Below are 16023 nucleotides of genomic sequence, written 5' to 3'. Positions count from 1 at the left end.
AAGGCTACGTCATCGGACGTCAGCTTGAGACCACCGAAGAAGACCTGATGCAAACCGTTTTCCCGCATCCAACCATGTCAGAAATGATGCATGAATCCGTGCTGGATGCTTATGGGCGTGCGATTCATATTTGAGGGCTTTATGGCAAACTATGATTTTAACGGAAAAGTTGCGCTTGTAACAGGCGCATGTGGAGGCATTGGCAAAGCCACCGCAGCGCAATTGCTGGCAAATGGGGCATCCGTTGTGCTCGCAGATATCAATGCACAAGCTCTTGAGAAATGTCGTCTGGATTTAGGGTCTTTGGGCCGATCGACATGTATCACTTACGATGCAGCCAAGCCTGAGGACGCTGATCGCGCGATTGAAACGTGCAGCACTGTATTTGGTGGTTTGGATTTCTTGATCCCTGCTGCTGGGATTTATCGTGACATGCCCATTGCCGATATGTCGGATGATCAATGGCGTGAAACTATAGGCGTCAATCTGGACGGGATATTTTATATCTGTCGGCGGGCGATCCCTGTTTTGCGCTCCGGCGGGGCGGTCGTCAATATCACGTCTATTGCCGCTCATATGGGGGGAAGTATGGGGCACGGGCATTATGGTGCCGCCAAGGGAGGCGTCTTGACGTTTACGCGTAGTCTTGCGCGAGAGCTCGGCCCTAACATCCGAGCAAATGCAGTCTCGCCCGGCGTGATTGAAACAGCGATGGTGCAGGATATGGTGGATGTGCGTGGCGCAGAAATTCTCAAACAAACGCCTTTACAAAGGTTTGGTCAAGCGCATGAAATTGCCTCGGTCGTCGCGTTTTTATGTAGCGATGCTTCGGGGTTTATTACCGGAGAGGCAATTCACGTGAACGGAGGGTTTTATATGGGTGGCTAAATCGGCCTGTTCGCCATTCAAAACGTTTATTATCCTCTTATATGAACCTGTTTAGGGACCCCAATGAGAATTACAGATATCAAAATTGCCGAGTGCAAGTTACCACTTCCACGCCCGATCAGATTGGGCCCCGTCGAAATTCTGACCCGTGATTTTGTTGCGGTCCGTGTCGAAACCGATGCGGGGATATGGGGGGACGCTTTGGGCTATCCGCGTGGTACGGCCCTTGCGGAATCTTTGGTCAGGATGGGCAATGCCGTCATTGGTCTTGATACCAGTAACCGCCGTGCAATTGTTGATGATTTCATGCAAAATTTCATCAATGGCCGGCCAACGTATACCAAAGCTGCCAGTCTTTTGGATATCGCACTGTGGGATATTGCCAGCAAAGAAATTAAACAGCCTGTTTTTCGGATGTTGGGAGCCGCGCGGACCAAAGTGCCAGTGATGGTTGTGGCTGGATATTATCTGGACCAGCGCTCTATCGAGGATGTGGGACAAGAGGTTCAAGAACTTGTGGATGAAGGCTATGAGAGGGTCAAAGTGATGATCCTTGGCAATGATCTGGATTTCGATTTGCGTTTTGTCGATGCGATGCAAAAAATTGCAGGCTCGCGGTTATGTGTTGACGCGCATTGGGCATGGAATTCCATTGACGAGGCATATTACACCTGTCGCCGTCTGGACGATCTTGGGCTTCGGTTTATCGAGGATCCATTCGGTCCTTATCGGGCGCGCCAAACGCACGAATTGCAGTCATCCCTTAGAACGCCCACCGCCTGTGGTGAGGATGCCGCAGATGCCGTGGCCCTTTTCGAGCTGGCTCAAAAATCCCGTATCTTGCGGCTTGATGCGACAACCTGTGGCGGCATTACCTCTGCCATTGCTGTGACAGAAGCGACCGGACTTATCGGCCATACGGTGCTGCCACATGTGTTCCTACCTGTTCATGCGCAATTAGCTGGCGCGTATAAAGCCATCGAAGCTGTTGAAGTCATCCCGCCAGAGTGTGGAGCATGTCCAATGTTTGATTTGCTTGAGCGTCCGGCATCCATTGAGGGGGGCATCCTGACGATCGATGAAGAACCAGGGGCCGGCTTGGCTCTGGATTGGGCGCAAGTCGAAAAATTCGCTATCAAAGCGTATCACTGTAAGTAAGAGGGTGATTAAACAAGATGTCGGGTCTCGTTTCTGATTAGATTTTGACTGTTGCGAGTATTGAATTGGTCTGACAAATTCTGACAGTGTGCTAAGGTCAATCCTACGATGAAGACAGGATACACAAATGACGAAGAGGCGAAGTTTTTCAGATAAGTTTAAAGCTACGGTATCGCTTCAAGGGGATACGGCAGCGCAAGAGATTGCAGCGAAGCACAAGGTTTTCCCATGACTGTGAGGACAATTGCGTAGCAACGTCCCGAGAGGCGAAGCAAGTGACGACGTGGAAGAAGCAGGGAATCGATGGCCTGACCGAGGTGTTTTTGTCATCAGACAGAGCACTACGGGGTTACTTCTTGGGTGCTTTGCTAAATTGCACAGATGAGACGAGGTAGGTTACGACGATAGCGCCCTTCCGCAATCAATACTAATTCACTAATATAATCAGCGGCTTGGGTTTTATCACTCTGGTCTTTTTGTGTTTTACTTCCAAACTCAGCGACAACAGATCAGCAAGAGCGCCATGAAGGTGGACGGACAGCTTGCCCTCTGGCGCAGTTGGCGTGAGTGCAATCCAATCCACTAGACCACATTGATAAGGTTTGAACGCGTTTTCTATATCGCGTTCAAACGCTTATGACCTCCAATCGTTGCCATTTAGGTTTCAACGTCTTTGCCGCAATGTAAGAAGACCCTGTTGGACTAACGCGGTTCTAATGCAACGTCTGGGCTTCGATTAGCACTTCAAATTGAGAGCTAAAATTTATCATCAAGGTAAAGGCCAACCCTTAAGCGGTGCAAACACACAGCATTTTATGGTTGAAGCAACGCTAACCACCTACACGACATGTCCAACTTGAAAACATTCCATCAGTTAGGCCATCAAGGTTTCCGTGCTGGCAAAGAACATGGCTTGGCTTACGGCTGAGGTCACTTGGTCCTCGCTGTATGGCTTTGTGATGACGAAGGCGGGTTCTGGGCGTTCTCCCGTCAACAGTCGCTCAGGGAAGGCCGTGATGAAGATCACTGGAATATCCGCGTTTGCCTTAAGGATATCATTAACGGCATCAACGCCACTGGAGCCATCGGCCAATTGAATGTCGGACAAAATCAAATCCGGGGTTTCTTGTGCAAACAGCGCTTGCGCCTCTGTGCGTGTTGTCGCAACCCCTGTGATCTTGTGGCCCATGTCTGAAACAATGCCCTGCAAATCGAGTGCGATAATGGCTTCGTCTTCGATTACCATCACACGCCCGCACACACTTTCAGACATTTCTTCCTGCGCAACTGACAAAAGGTGTTCCACATCATCCACATCAGCCGCCATGATCAAAGCGATGTCATCCAGAGTAAACCCCTCGATTGTACGCAGCAAAAGTGCCTCGCGTGTGTTTTGGGTCAAGCGACGTAAATGCGCCTGAGCGCGCTTGGCGATCCCTGTTTCGTCTTCGCCCGTTGGGGCACCCGCGCTGGCCCAAATCAGGTGAAAGGTATGAAATAGCGCCACCTTTGGGTCTTCGATTTCATTAAACACAGTGCGATCACTCAAGAGTGCTTCCAGCGTGATGGCCGCGTATTTGTCGCCCGTTTCTTGATCCCCAGTGAGGGCGCGTGCGTACCGACGCAAATACGGCAGCAGGTTTGCCACCACGATGGCCAAAGACGTCTGCGTTGGAGCTGTCGACATTTTTTAGTCCTTTTTTTTACTTTATCGGGAACCTAACGCAGAGCTTATGCGTTAGGTTCCGTAATATGTGAAAAAAATCTCAGATAGACGTAGGATTTAGGCTGAATAATGGATCAAGATGGACCAAAAACTTCTCTCGAAGAGCAAATCGAGGAAAATTTACGTAAAGTGTATCAAAGGACGCTAGAAGAGCAGGTGCCAGATCGTTTCATGGACCTGCTTGAAAAGTTGCGCCAGCAAGATGAAAAACATGGGTGATATCGCCGATGCCGATCAAACATTGATTGATCCATCTCAGGAAATCGTTCAGCACTTGCCTGCGATGCGCGCTTTTGCGTTGAGTTTGACGCGCAGTTCCAGTCACGCAGATGATTTGGTTCAGGACGCAATTATGAAAGCTTGGGAAAATCTGCACAGTTTTCAGGCGGGAACAAATATGCGGGCGTGGTTGTTTACGATTTTGCGCAACACGTTTTATTCCGACCAACGCAAACGCAAACGCGAAGTCCAAGACAGCGATGGCACCTTTGCCGCGACCCTGAGCGAGAAACCAGACCACGATGGCCGCCTTGCGATGGCGGAGTTTGAGCAGGCTTTTGTTCAGCTGAAAACCGAGCAGCGCGAGGCTCTCATGTTGGTGGGCGCTATGGGGTTTTCCTATGAGGAGGCCGCACTCACTTGTGGCGTTGCATTGGGCACAGTTAAGAGCCGCGTCAACCGCGCCCGTCTGAGATTAAGCGAACTGCTGGAGCTTAAAGAAGGTGAACCATTGGATTTGACCGATTCGCAAACCAAGGCCGTTCTGGGGGCAGAGCGCCCCGTGCGCGGAGACGCCGCATGAGCTCAGGTCGCCGCAGTGGCGTTATTCATCGATTGTGGTTTCGCATCGCGGCCCTGTTGTCACTGGCTCTTTTTCCGATTGGGCTTATTTCCGTTTCCCTGACGCATCAGTTTGCACAAGCGACAGAAAAGCGCGCCGAAGCCGCTCTTTTGGCTCTGACCTCTCAAGCCGCTCAGCGCGAAGACTCTTTGATCCGCACAGGCGTTGGCAGTTCCAATGCGCTGGCAGCCGTAGTCGGTTCTGTTCTGGAAACCCCTGACACTTGCAACACAATTTTTGTAAACTTCGTTGCCAATAACTCTGACTTCTCTTTCGCTGGTTTTGTCGGTGCCGATGGTATTTTGAAATGCGGCTCTACGATGGATGGGTTCGATTTTACCGACAACGAGGTTTACAAAGCGATGGTTGATGATCCTGCCATTCGAAGCGACCTTGTTCGGTTCGCCCCAATCAGTAAAACCACCGTTATCGTGCTGTCGACTCCTGTATTTATAGATGCGATCTTTCAGGGCTATGTGGCTGTCTCTCTGCCGCATCGGGAAATGAGCTTTGGCAAAGAAAACGCGCCGCAGGATCGTCCTGTGACGCTCGTTACCTTCAACAGTGACGGTGACGTTTTAAGTGCTGAGAGCGGATTGCGAAATGTAGAAATGGACTTGCCTGCAGGCGCACCGTTGGTCGACCTTGCTTTGAAGCATCGCGTCGCCTTTTCAGGAAAGACCAAAGGTGGCGAAGATCGCGTTTTTGCTGTTGTCCCGATCCTGACCAATCAGATCTATGCTATCGGCAGTTGGTCTCGTACCAACCTGTCAGTCGCTCCTGGTTTGGCCATGGCCACGCCGATGATTTTTCCAATCGTGATGTGGTTGACCAGTCTTGGTGTCGCGTATTTCGCGGTACACAGGTTGGTGATCAAACACATTCGCCGCTTGGGGCGCGATATGCGCCGTTTCACCCAAACACGGCGCCACAACGACAGTCTTGTTGATGAAAATGCGCCCTATGAATTGCGCGAAATTGACTATGCATGGCGCGATTTGGCCGAAAAAATCGTTCGCGATGAAGCCGAACTTGAAGGCACCATCCATGACAAAACTGTGCTGCTCAAAGAGGTGCATCATCGCGTTAAAAACAATCTACAACTGATTGCATCTATCGTGAGCATGAAGATGCGCAAAGCGCGCAGTCCAGAGGCTCGCATCGCGTTGAAGGAAGTTCAAGGACGCGTGATGAGCATCGCTATGGTGCACCGCAGCTTATATGAAACAAGTACCGAAGGACGGGTGCGGGCTGACGAATTGTTGCGTGGTATCATTGGAACTTTGATGTCTGCGGGGCTGTCCAAGGACGTGCGGATAAAATCGGAACAACACTATGATCCGATCACTCTTTATCCTGATCAAGCCGTGCCCTTGTCGCTCATGGCGTCAGAAAGCATCACCAACGCTTTGAAATATATTGGACGTCCCGAGCAGGGGCACCTGCACATTTCGGTGACCCTTGACAAACTCGCGTCAGATAAAGCGCGTTTGACGATTCAAAACAGCAAAGGCACGCCAATCATACCGCCAGATCAAGCGCATGGTACGGGCCTTGGGCGTGGATTGATCGGCGCTTTCGCGCGTCAAATCGGGGGCACCCTTGAGGTGGTGGATGATGCTAACGTGTATGAAATCATCGTCGAATTCCCCATTGCGCATTTTGATGAAACGCAAACTGACAGCGATTACTCTGCACTCAGTTGACTCGGATGGACCTGACGATGAAGACGGAACATTCTCACAAAAAACGTGGCGACCTTAAGGTGTTGATCACCGCTCAAGAGGCATTCCCCGTCTTAGAGGCTGCGTTTTTAGATGCGCAAAAGCAGATCGTTTTGGGGTTTCGAATTTTTGATCCGTGCACCAAGTTGCAATCAGCACGGGCACAAACCATTGGGGCGACATGGGCAGATCTTATAAAACATACGTTGTGCCGAGGGGTGGATGTTACAATTTTTATTGGAGATTTCGACCCCATCAACGCCACCGATTTGCATCGGGGCACAACCGCATCGTTACAGCACCTTAGGGCGCTTGCGGAAAACCTTGAGGCAGGGTCGGGGACACTGACCTATCAAGCGCTGTTGCATCCCGCGAAGATTGGTCCCGCAGCACGGCTCTTATTTGCCCCTGTTGCTCGGCGAAAATTACGCGATATTTTACAAAAAGCTGCGCAATCGGGCGAAGATATTTTGGCCACGGCACCGCGATTGCGGCCATGGGTGCAGATGAAGGATGGCACGGCCGTCATGCGCCCCAGCGCGATACCGCATCAGCATCCAGCCAGCCATCACCACAAGCTTGCGGTCTTTGACGGCACCCGTCTGTACATTGGTGGTCTAGACTTGAACAATCGCCGTTATGACAGCCCAGAACATGAACGTGCCACACAGCACACATGGCACGATGTGCAGCTTATGTTGACAGATACCGATTTGGCACGCGCGGGACAGGACTATCTTTTACGCTTGAATGACACCGTCGGGGGCGCCTCCCCGCCGCCTGCATCCGAAGGGTTCGTGCGCAGTCTGTCACAGCGCCGCCGGTTCGCTGGGGCTTTCATTTCACCGCGTGCAAGCTTGCGTGAAATTCGTGCGACGCATATCGAACACATCAAACGGGCTGAACAGCTGATCTATTTGGAAACACAGTTTCTGCGTGACCGTAGCATCACGCGCGCCCTTTGCCATGCGGCCAAGCGCAATCCCGACTTGCGATTGATCGTAATCTTGCCCGGCGCGCCTGAAGATGTGGCGTTTCATGGTTCTGGCACGCTCGAGGCGCGTTTTGGCGAATACCTACAAGCACGCTGCATCACCCGCCTGCGCAGCGCGTTTGGGGCAGGGGTGTTTGTGGGCTCACCTGTGCAATCGCGTTCTGTGTCTGACGCAGACGTGGACACAAAGCGCGCGCAATTGTCTGACGCGCCGCTCATTTATGTTCATGCCAAAGTGTCTATTTTTGACGAGACCGCCGCGATTGTATCGTCTGCAAATTTGAACGGGCGCAGTCTCAATTGGGATGCCGAGGCTGGAATTGTACTGCAACACCCCGAGGATGTCGCACAAGTGACGCGTCGGGTTTTGGGGCATTGGTTGCCAGAAGAGGCGCAAGACAAATTTTTCGCGCCGCAATCAGCACAGCAGGCTTGGGCCGAATGGGCGGCACAAAATGAAGACCGAGCGCCGCAAGATCATCGCGGCTTTATCGTGCCCTATGCTGTGACTCCTGCGCGCAAGTTTGGGCGTCGTATTTTTGGCGTGCCTGAACCTATGGTTTGATGTGACAATCATTGTCACATGGCCCTACTGCGAGGCGCTTTGATCACAAGTCTGTTCGACAATAGACCCCGCAACCACACACCATTTTTGCAAACACAAAAGCTGTACACAAAAGGCCGCCCAAAAAGGGGCGGCCTGATCGTTATCGTATAGTTTCCTAGAGATTAGATTAGCCTTGGTTCGTCTCGATCTCAGGGCGCTCTTCCAATTGGTCTTGGGTCGCACTCACAAAAATACGCAGGGCGTCACCATCGTCTTCACGCATGATTTGCAATTCGTCATACGAAATTTCGATACGCTTCTCGCCAAGGCCTAAGAACCCCCCAACATCAACCAAAGCAGCTTTTACAGTGCCATTGTCTTCAATGACCAGCTCTTCGATTTCACCCAACTGTGCGTCACCTGCGCCATAAATAGGGGCGTTCAGCAAATTATCTGCGGTCACATCGGCGTCAGAAATCATCATATAACCATCCCGCGCGGTGGTGGGGCGGGTCCACATATCGCTGGTCATCATCGTGTCTGTTGCCTGTGCTGTGGTCTCATCAGCGCTCGCACGTATGAACTCTGGGGCGTTTTCAAGCATGGTTGTCGACAGAGCCACAGTGACAAAGTAATCGTCAGGGTTCTCGCCATCAGAAATGAAACTCAGTTCTGACATATCCACAGCAACTGTTTTTTCACCGATACCAAGGAAACCGCCAATATCGAGCATAACGGCCTTTACTTCGCCGTCAGCGCCCAGCAGCAAATCATTGATTTCACCGACATTGTCCCAGTCTTGATCCAGTGCTGTTTTGTCTAGGCCTGTTGCGTCTCGCTCTGATGCGTACAGGGGTTTGCCGATCAAATTACTGCCAAACATATCGTTCACATCGGCTTGTTTCACAAAGATTTCTGTCTCTATAGCGATCGGAGTTGTGGCGCTGGCTGTTGCTGTCGCACTCAAGGGAGCCGTCTTTTGAGCCGTGTCATCAGAGGTCGCAAGGGCAGGGTTTGCAAGCATAAGTACGAGAGCGCTGGAAGTCATAAGGGTACGCATTTGGTGTCTCCTTTTGTCATTTTCACATCCGCCGGGTTTGTCCCGCTCGGTTGCAATAACAACGCAGCAACGTCGCAAGTTGTTCCCATTTTATTCAATTAAAATACATGCCCTGCCACAGAAACCACCACAGCGCCCGCGCCAAAACACACCAAAAATCCAACAAAAACAAACAGTCCGTCACGTATGACCAGCCCCACTGCAAACAGGCAGACCGCAGAGCCCAGCATGGAAGAGCTAAAGGGGACAAGTTCAAGAAATGGCATCGCCGCCCCCGATAAAATGCATATCAATTGCGCAAGGATGGCACCTGGTTTTTGCACTAAGAACAGCAGGCGTTGCCGGCTGATTTTATCACACCATTTGGCCAATCCATCGAGCCATTTCACGGTTTTTTCCAATCGCGCTGCGGGCAATTCGCGGCGCATGATCCAGGCGGGTAGCCATATAGTCTCGCGCCCCCACAACAGCTGCAAGCCGACCAAGGCAATGATGATGCCGCACAGTGATGATAGGCCCGGAATGCCGCTCAACGGGGTGACGACTGCCAAAGCGGGCAGTAGGAGCATCGACAAAAGAACCTGTGTACCCAATGAGTCTACGACCTCGGACACACAAATCGTGTCACGCCCATGCGCGACTTCAACACTTTTTTCTATAATGCCACTCACTGTGTCGGTGGGGTTTGAATTGGTCGTCATAATGGATCCTATCGTGTGCGCATCATGTTGAGAGGACAAAGATATCCCTGACATCACGGGTTAAAATGAAACAAAGAGCCAAGGCGATTGATTTTCCACTCATAAAAAACGCCCCGCCGGAAAACCGTGCGGGGCGCTGTTCGAGGCACGCTATGCGCAACCTCTTGGGCGCAGGTCTATTACGGGGGATGAGAGGCAGACCCGCGCCATACCTGTTGATCGGAATGATTGCTTTATACTGGCGGCTTACCACGCACGGCACGCGCCACCATTGCGATGACAAACAACACGACAAACACAAAAAACAAGAATTGCGCGATCCCGACAGATGCGCTTGCGATGCCACCGAAACCGAACACGCCGGCGATAATCGCAACGATAAGAAACGTAATTGCCCAACCTAACATAGCTGCACTCCTTTAAGTCATTTACGCGCCAATGTGACGCTTTCTGGTGGACCAACGCGCCGATATGGGAATTTGTTCCGAAGTTTTAAATACTAATTTTTTGGAACATTTTTGCAGGGCGCTGCGTTGAGTAAGCGAAACCTGAAACAAAGGAGAGCCATCATGGCACGTACTCAAGCATCTAAACCCGTTGAAAAAACAACCGCAGAGCTAGAGGCTCAAATCGCAACGCTGAAATCAGATGTTGCTACGTTGACGTCTACACTGTCCGACTACGGACAGGCGCAAAAAGCCCAATTGGGTGAGGCGGCATCAGAAACATTGGATCTCGCACGCCAAAAAGGCATCGAAGCGGCAGAGCAAGCTCGCTTGCAAACGCGTGATGCTATTGCATCGGCAGAGAAAACCGTTCGTGCAAATCCTGGAGCATCTGTCGGTATTGCCGCAGGCGTTGGTTTTCTCGCAGGCATTCTGGCCACGCGTCGTTGAGGTGTAGCATGATAAAATCTTTTCAAAGACAACTGGCTCAAGGCGCGCGACGCGCGGCTTGGGCCACTGCGGGTACATTGATGTTGGTGGTGGGCCTCGCGTTCTTAACCTCGGCGGCTTGGATGGTGCTCAGCGCTCTTCGGGACGCACAGTTCGCCGCTTTGGTGATTGGCTGCGTCTATGTCGGCTTTGGCGGTGTTGCGGTTGCTATCGGCATGGTATCAAACCGAGTGCCCGACCCTCAACCTTTACCGCGCCCCGCCGGTCCAGATGACACGCTTGAACGCATGGCCGCCGCATTCTTTACAGGGTTTCAATCGGCGAAAGATTTTCGCCGCTAACCCAAGTCGCGTCGGAGCGTGTTCCAGAAGCCAAGGTACACATTGCCGTCACAAGGCACTGCATCTCCTAAATGAGACGCGGACTTTCTCTGCGCTTTACATAGAGTTCTGCAAGCGGGGGCAGCCTATGGCAAATAGCAAACGTTCCTAGCCCTGAATATGGCACACCGACATTTGACCGACAGCCGGACGAGCGGTAATTACATTCTGGCAAAACTCTGATAAGTCAGAAAGAGATCAGGAGCATACACATGTTAACCAAACGCCATTTTATCCTTTCTGCCGCCGCGTTGTTTTCCGCACCGCTTTCAGTTTCATCCGCCGCTGCCGCCACATCGGATCGGTCGAAATGGAGCGCTTGGGACGCACAGGTGACACCTGCGGGATACGATCCGAGCACAAGCAATCCATGGGGGATCGCATCGCGGTTTCTGCCGCGTGTGGTTGAAGCAAACCCAAATTTGATTCCGGGTGACATCCATGTCGATGCCATTGCCCGCTATCTGTATCACATCCGCGACAACGGTACCGCGATGAGATATGGCGTCGCCATCGCTAAGGGTAACCTGTACGAACCTGGAACCTACACAATCAAGCGCAAAGCAAAGTGGCCAACATGGACGCCAACTCAAGCGATGATCAAACGTGAACCTGCAGTGTATGAACCACATGCAGATGGTATGGATGCGGGGCCGTCAAACCCGCTTGGATCACGCGCCTTGTATTTATATGTTGGGAACCGAGACACCTACCTGCGCATCCATGGATCACCCAACCCGCGTTCAATTGGTGGCAGAGCAAGTTCGGGCTGTGTGCGGATGATTATGCCGCACATAAACGATCTCTATGAGCAGGTTAACACTGGCTCTACAGCGTTCTTGTATGCGCCGTAACTGCCGTAACAATTGACCATCGAGAAGAGCTGGTCACTTAGATGAGGCCCAAAAAGTTAAGTAAGGCATTAAGTGCCTTACCTCATCACCCTGCAACTGCTGGGTCTGCGGCCTCTGCTGGACGGCTGCAAATAGGGCCGCCGCTTTTCGCGCGCAGTGGCAGAAATGTTGTTTCGACAGGGCCAGCATAACGATAGACATAACATCCATCAGCAGGATCTATGCGCACGGCGGTCAAATCTTGATTATCGGCTACGATAGCAAGAACGCCCTCAGGTAGCTCTTTGAAGAACCGCTCTGAAGGATCGCTGCTCGTGCCTTGCATATCTGTGCAGGCTGAAACCAACAAAGCCGTACATCCTACAATCCAAATTCGAGCATTCATCAGTAAATATCCTAAATGTTTTCACGACTTAGTTAGGATATTTTGGGCCCAAAGTAAAATCAACTAATGCGTGTTTGCACATAATTCTGAAAATACTTAGGCCGCAACGTGTGTGAGGTCGCACACCGGCTCTCGATGAACGTGCGACACACCAAATGTGTTGGGGCGTGAACAGGAAGAGGCGCAATAGTGCGCGGTGGTCTCCAGAAAACGATTAGACGTCTAATGGCAGCTTAACCCATGTACCTTTCGGCCACGCCTAAGATTTATGCGTCCTCGGCGAATGACAGCTTTAGGGCCGTTTGTGTTGATCGACAGACGGGCGGATTGCGGTTATTCGCTACGGCTGCGCCAATGTCAGCTTTGCAATGGACTGAAAGAATTACAGCGATCAGGCATGAATTCTCGGTTTGGGGAGGTGATGCAAGGTGCTTTGAGGCCACTCGAGCATCCGGCAAGCGACAATGACGAGTTTGATGTGAATGTTTTACAACATCAAATCAGAACGATGCGCGATGAAGTGATCAATCAGCCGTCGGGTCAGGGCTTTTTGCGGCCCGATGTCCGGCCAAACTGCGTAGATGCCCAATGTGGGCAAGTTCCAATCTGGTAGAACGCGCTGCAATTGCCCACTTTCCATTTCGTGTTCGATTGCGCTTCGTGGCAGGTGCCAGATACCAAGTCCGGCCAGCACGGCGGCCTTGGCGGCATTTACGGTGTTCACCTCAATACGCATGTTGGTCGGTGAAATGCTCACGGATTGGTCTTTGCGTTCCAACGTCATCAAGGATGGAATTTGCGTTACCGCGATGAAGTCATGCGCCTCGAGATCTTGTGGTTTCTCAATTGGCGCGCGTGCAGACAGATACTCTGGCGCGGCGACCAGAACGCGCTCGAAGTCGGCAATGCGACGGTTTTTCAGGCTGCTGCTGCGCAATGAGCCCAACCGGATCGCCAGATCAAACCCGTCCTTGACCAAATCGGTCGGCGTATCGCTGCACTGTAGGGATATCGCAACCATCGGGTGCAATTGCGCAAACCCCCACAAAGCCTGATGTAATTTGCTTTGCTCGCCAAAGGCAGGCATCGCCACATGAAGGGCCCCGACGGGTTCCTCATTGCCGGTATGGATTGCGTCCAAGGCCTCTTCGCCCGCGGCGACCATACGGCGGGCCGGATCAAGGGCGATTTGGCCTTCGGGTGTTAATGACATGGACCGCGTCGAGCGAAAGAACAGCGTCACGCCCTGACGTTCCTCCAGCCGTGACAGGTGGTGGCTGATCACAGAAGTAGAAAGCTTCAATCGACGTCCCGCCGCACTCAGGCTTCCCGCATCGGCAATCGCGACAAAAACGGCGAGGCTACGATAGTCTTCGATCATCTTTCTAATTCCTGTAAAAGTGATTTCTTAACATGTGGGATAATCATAAAGGTGCGTTCTGTCTATTTCTGTCTTCAACACACAGGAGACAGCAATGTTCACAAGCAATGCAAAATTCACAACCGAACGGGCCAGCGGCTACTTGCAGCAACTCTGCAAGCACTTCGCGCACAAGATCGAGGTGCAGTTTGATCCTGAGGCTGGTCTGATCAAGTTCCCGTTTGGCCAGTGCAATTTGAATGCCAACAATGGTGTTCTAGACCTGACGGTCACGGCTGAAACCCAAAGCGACCTCACAAAAGCATGCCGTGTGATCGGCAGCCATCTTGAACGGTTCGCCTTCCGCGAAAATCCAAAAATAGACTGGCAAACTGTCGCTGCGACATAGCGCCAAACCTAAATATCAACCCCCATCAAAAACTGGAAAATACCATGACATTTAAAACCCTCTTCGCGTCCGCCGCCCTCGCAACTCTCGCCACAGGTGTATTCGCCGATGACAAAGCCACAGTGACAACGTTCTACGATCTGCTTAGCAATCCGGGGTCCGCAGAACACGTCGCCGCCTTCGAAGCTGCGACTTCTGAAGCGTGGACCAGCATGGGTGATTATTCAGGCAACAACAAAACCCGCGAAGCGTTTCTCGGTCAAATGGGTGGCTTTGCGCAACTGATGCCAGACCTGAACTGGGCCATTCAAGACATGTACCAAGACGGCGACACCTTCGTAGTGCGCAGCCGTGCAACCGGCACACCTGTCGCGCCATTCTTTGGTGTTGATGGTGAAGGCCGCAGCTTTGACATCATGACCATCGACATCCACGAATTGGAAGATGGCGTCATCACACAAACTTACCACGTCGAAGACTGGGCAGGCGCGCTGCAACAGCTTTCCGGTCAATAAATCAAACGGTAGCGGCCCAGAGAAGTCTGGGCCAACACCCCACAGGAGGACATTATGCACCGTAGAACTTTACTCACAACGTCCCTTGGCGCGGCGCTTGCGCTGATGCTTGGGACACAGGCAGAAGCACAGAACATGGATGAAACAACACAAGCCAGCTTTGACACTGTCATGGCCTTTATGGGCGCGATGGGCAGCGGAGACATGGAAACCATGGGTAGCCTAATGGCTGATGATATGGTCTGGCACACCGAAGGCGACACATCATTGCCTTGGATTGGCGAGACTGTTGGCAAAGAAGCCATCTTTGAATTCCTTGGCGTTTTTGCGGCCAACTTTCAGACAACCAAATGGGAAAACACCGACGCGTTCGCCTCTGGAGATACGGTTGCCGTGTTTGGCCGTATGAATGGCATCACGCCCCACAGCGGTAAAGAAATCGGTGAATTCACATTCGCCCTGCGTGCTAAGGTGCGCGATGGTCAGGTGGTTCTGTGGAACTGGTTTGAAGACAGCTTTGCGATCAGCCAAGCCTACCACGGTTAAGAAATCACTCAGATGGGTGCATCCTGCGCCCATCTGCCGCAATGAAAGAACTCCACAATGACAATCGCGATTACAGCCGTATCAGGCCAACTTGGCGGAGCAATTGCCCGAAATCTGATCGAAACAGCAGATGGCGAGACCATCATCGGCCTTGCCCGCACACCGGAAAACGCAAAGGGACTTGGCATTGAAGTTCGCCCTGGGGATTATGGCCAACCAGAGCAGTTACAAGCATCCCTGAACGGCGTTGATACCTTGTTGCTCGTGTCCGGTATGGATGCCCCCGACGCCCGCACTCAGCAGCACCGCAACGTCATTGAGGCCGCAAAGGCCGCAGGTGTGAGGAAGATTGTTTATACCAGCATTCAAGGCGCCGAAGAAGGCACAGCCTTTTCGCCCGTCGTGCAAAGCAACCGCCAGACCGAGGCCGATGTGCGCGATAGCGGGCTTGCCTATGCTATCGGGCGCAACGGCATCTATATCGAACCGGACGTGGCGTATATCGACAGCTACAAAGCCAAAGGCGAAATCGCCAACAGCGCCAGTGCGGGCAAATGCGGCTACACAACCCGTACTGAGCTGGCCCATGCCTACGCTTGCTTGTTAAGAAACGACACCTTAAACGGCCAGACGTTTAACCTGTGGGGCGCGCCAATCACCCAAGGCGAGCTTGCAGACCATTTGAATGCCGCATTCGGCACGTCGTTGACCTATCGCGAAATGACACCACAAGAATACGTCGCGGATCGAACAGCCGAACTAGGCGATTTCATAGGCCCAATCATCGGCGGTATATATGAGGGTATTCGTCTTGGCATTTACGACGTGCCCAGTGACTTTGCAGCCGCCGCAGGCCGACCCCACCAAAGCTGGCCCGACTATTTCGGATCGCTCGCAGGTTGAGAACCCCTTTTTTGCGGTGCAGCTTGAGTGCCCTATTCAGCCAAACGCCACGAGATGAAAGTAACTTCAATGTCCTTAATAAAATCGTTCTTCAATTCACCTTGTACCTTGTTGACGAAAGCGCGGTCGCCTTCAC

19 protein-coding genes are annotated in these 16023 nt (G+C 52.1%); 13 read left to right on the top strand and 6 right to left on the bottom strand.

The features are described from left to right. Positions 1-141: 141 nt before the first annotated feature. Both KO497_RS12460 and KO497_RS12455 read left to right on the top strand, forming a co-directional pair. Entirely contained in the window at positions 142-888 is a 747-nt protein-coding gene (locus tag KO497_RS12460; RefSeq protein WP_215944300.1) for an SDR family NAD(P)-dependent oxidoreductase, read from the top strand. Between the two features lie 63 nt (positions 889-951). Then, complete coding sequence (locus KO497_RS12455; protein WP_215944299.1) at positions 952-2046, top strand: mandelate racemase/muconate lactonizing enzyme family protein; 1095 nt, start codon at positions 952-954, stop codon at positions 2044-2046. A gap of 874 nt (positions 2047-2920) precedes the next feature. On the opposite strand, the gene KO497_RS12450 is transcribed toward KO497_RS12455, so the two are convergent. Further along, entirely contained in the window at positions 2921-3733 is an 813-nt protein-coding gene (locus KO497_RS12450) for a response regulator (protein WP_215944298.1), read from the bottom strand. A gap of 108 nt (positions 3734-3841) precedes the next feature. Between KO497_RS12450 and KO497_RS12445 the strand changes: the two genes are divergently transcribed. The 4 genes from KO497_RS12445 to KO497_RS12430 are packed head-to-tail and all read left to right on the top strand — an operon-like array spanning position 3842 to position 7896. Beyond that, positions 3842-3991: a NepR family anti-sigma factor gene (locus KO497_RS12445; protein WP_215944297.1), complete on the top strand. Its 150-nt coding sequence runs from the start codon at positions 3842-3844 to the stop codon at positions 3989-3991. After that, the gene (locus tag KO497_RS12440) at positions 3984-4574 is read left to right on the top strand and encodes an RNA polymerase sigma factor (RefSeq protein ID WP_215944296.1); all 591 of its coding nucleotides are present in this window, start codon (positions 3984-3986) and stop codon (positions 4572-4574) included. Before KO497_RS12445 ends, KO497_RS12440 begins: the two co-directional genes overlap by 8 nt. Continuing rightward, entirely contained in the window at positions 4571-6319 is a 1749-nt protein-coding gene (locus KO497_RS12435) for a sensor histidine kinase (protein ID WP_215944295.1), read from the top strand. The genes KO497_RS12440 and KO497_RS12435 overlap by 4 nt, the downstream gene beginning before the upstream one ends. A gap of 17 nt (positions 6320-6336) precedes the next feature. Next, complete coding sequence (locus KO497_RS12430) at positions 6337-7896, top strand: phospholipase D family protein (protein WP_215944294.1); 1560 nt, start codon at positions 6337-6339, stop codon at positions 7894-7896. Between the two features lie 169 nt (positions 7897-8065). Here the strand turns inward: KO497_RS12430 and KO497_RS12425 are convergent, their stop codons facing one another. From KO497_RS12425 to KO497_RS12415, 3 genes are all read right to left on the bottom strand, one after another. Next, the gene (locus KO497_RS12425) at positions 8066-8938 is read right to left on the bottom strand and encodes a PRC-barrel domain-containing protein (protein ID WP_215944293.1); all 873 of its coding nucleotides are present in this window, start codon (positions 8936-8938) and stop codon (positions 8066-8068) included. A gap of 98 nt (positions 8939-9036) precedes the next feature. Then, complete coding sequence (locus KO497_RS12420; RefSeq protein ID WP_215944292.1) at positions 9037-9639, bottom strand: exopolysaccharide biosynthesis protein; 603 nt, start codon at positions 9637-9639, stop codon at positions 9037-9039. A 233-nt stretch (positions 9640-9872) separates the two neighbouring features. Continuing rightward, positions 9873-10046, bottom strand: a complete 174-nt coding sequence (locus KO497_RS12415) for a DUF1328 domain-containing protein (protein ID WP_215944291.1) — start codon at positions 10044-10046, stop codon at positions 9873-9875. Between the two features lie 162 nt (positions 10047-10208). Here KO497_RS12415 and KO497_RS12410 point away from each other — a divergent pair, with 162 nt between their 5' ends. The 3 genes from KO497_RS12410 (at position 10209) to KO497_RS12400 (ending at position 11769) form a co-directional block, all read left to right on the top strand. After that, positions 10209-10535 (top strand): DUF883 family protein, encoded by a 327-nt coding sequence (locus KO497_RS12410; RefSeq protein ID WP_215944290.1) that lies wholly within the window; start codon positions 10209-10211, stop codon positions 10533-10535. A gap of 8 nt (positions 10536-10543) precedes the next feature. Next, positions 10544-10876 (top strand): phage holin family protein, encoded by a 333-nt coding sequence (locus KO497_RS12405; protein ID WP_215944289.1) that lies wholly within the window; start codon positions 10544-10546, stop codon positions 10874-10876. A 251-nt stretch (positions 10877-11127) separates the two neighbouring features. Continuing rightward, complete coding sequence (locus tag KO497_RS12400) at positions 11128-11769, top strand: L,D-transpeptidase (protein ID WP_215944288.1); 642 nt, start codon at positions 11128-11130, stop codon at positions 11767-11769. An 85-nt stretch (positions 11770-11854) separates the two neighbouring features. Here KO497_RS12400 and KO497_RS12395 read toward each other — a convergent pair whose 3' ends face one another. Both KO497_RS12395 and KO497_RS12390 read right to left on the bottom strand, forming a co-directional pair. After that, entirely contained in the window at positions 11855-12154 is a 300-nt protein-coding gene (locus KO497_RS12395) for a hypothetical protein (RefSeq protein WP_215944287.1), read from the bottom strand. A gap of 487 nt (positions 12155-12641) precedes the next feature. After that, on the bottom strand, positions 12642-13535 hold the full coding sequence (locus tag KO497_RS12390) for a LysR family transcriptional regulator (RefSeq protein ID WP_215944286.1): 894 nt from the start codon (positions 13533-13535) through the stop codon (positions 12642-12644). A gap of 94 nt (positions 13536-13629) precedes the next feature. Here KO497_RS12390 and KO497_RS12385 point away from each other — a divergent pair, with 94 nt between their 5' ends. The 4 genes from KO497_RS12385 to KO497_RS12370 are packed head-to-tail and all read left to right on the top strand — an operon-like array spanning position 13630 to position 15887. Beyond that, a complete protein-coding gene (locus KO497_RS12385; protein WP_215944285.1) occupies positions 13630-13923 on the top strand; it encodes a DUF2218 domain-containing protein in 294 nt (97 codons plus the stop codon). Positions 13924-13967: 44 nt separating this feature from the next. After that, complete coding sequence (locus KO497_RS12380) at positions 13968-14438, top strand: ester cyclase (protein WP_215944284.1); 471 nt, start codon at positions 13968-13970, stop codon at positions 14436-14438. Positions 14439-14492: 54 nt separating this feature from the next. After that, a complete protein-coding gene (locus KO497_RS12375; protein ID WP_252729647.1) occupies positions 14493-14984 on the top strand; it encodes a nuclear transport factor 2 family protein in 492 nt (163 codons plus the stop codon). A gap of 57 nt (positions 14985-15041) precedes the next feature. Beyond that, positions 15042-15887: an NAD(P)H-binding protein gene (locus KO497_RS12370; RefSeq protein ID WP_215944283.1), complete on the top strand. Its 846-nt coding sequence runs from the start codon at positions 15042-15044 to the stop codon at positions 15885-15887. Positions 15888-16023 lie beyond the last annotated feature (136 nt).

Source organism: Pacificibacter marinus (assembly GCF_018860665.1).
GTDB classification, from domain to species: Bacteria; Pseudomonadota; Alphaproteobacteria; order Rhodobacterales; family Rhodobacteraceae; genus Celeribacter; species Celeribacter marinus_A.
Note: the sequence above shows the minus strand (reverse complement) of the source record. Positions and strands in the feature narration are given on the sequence as shown.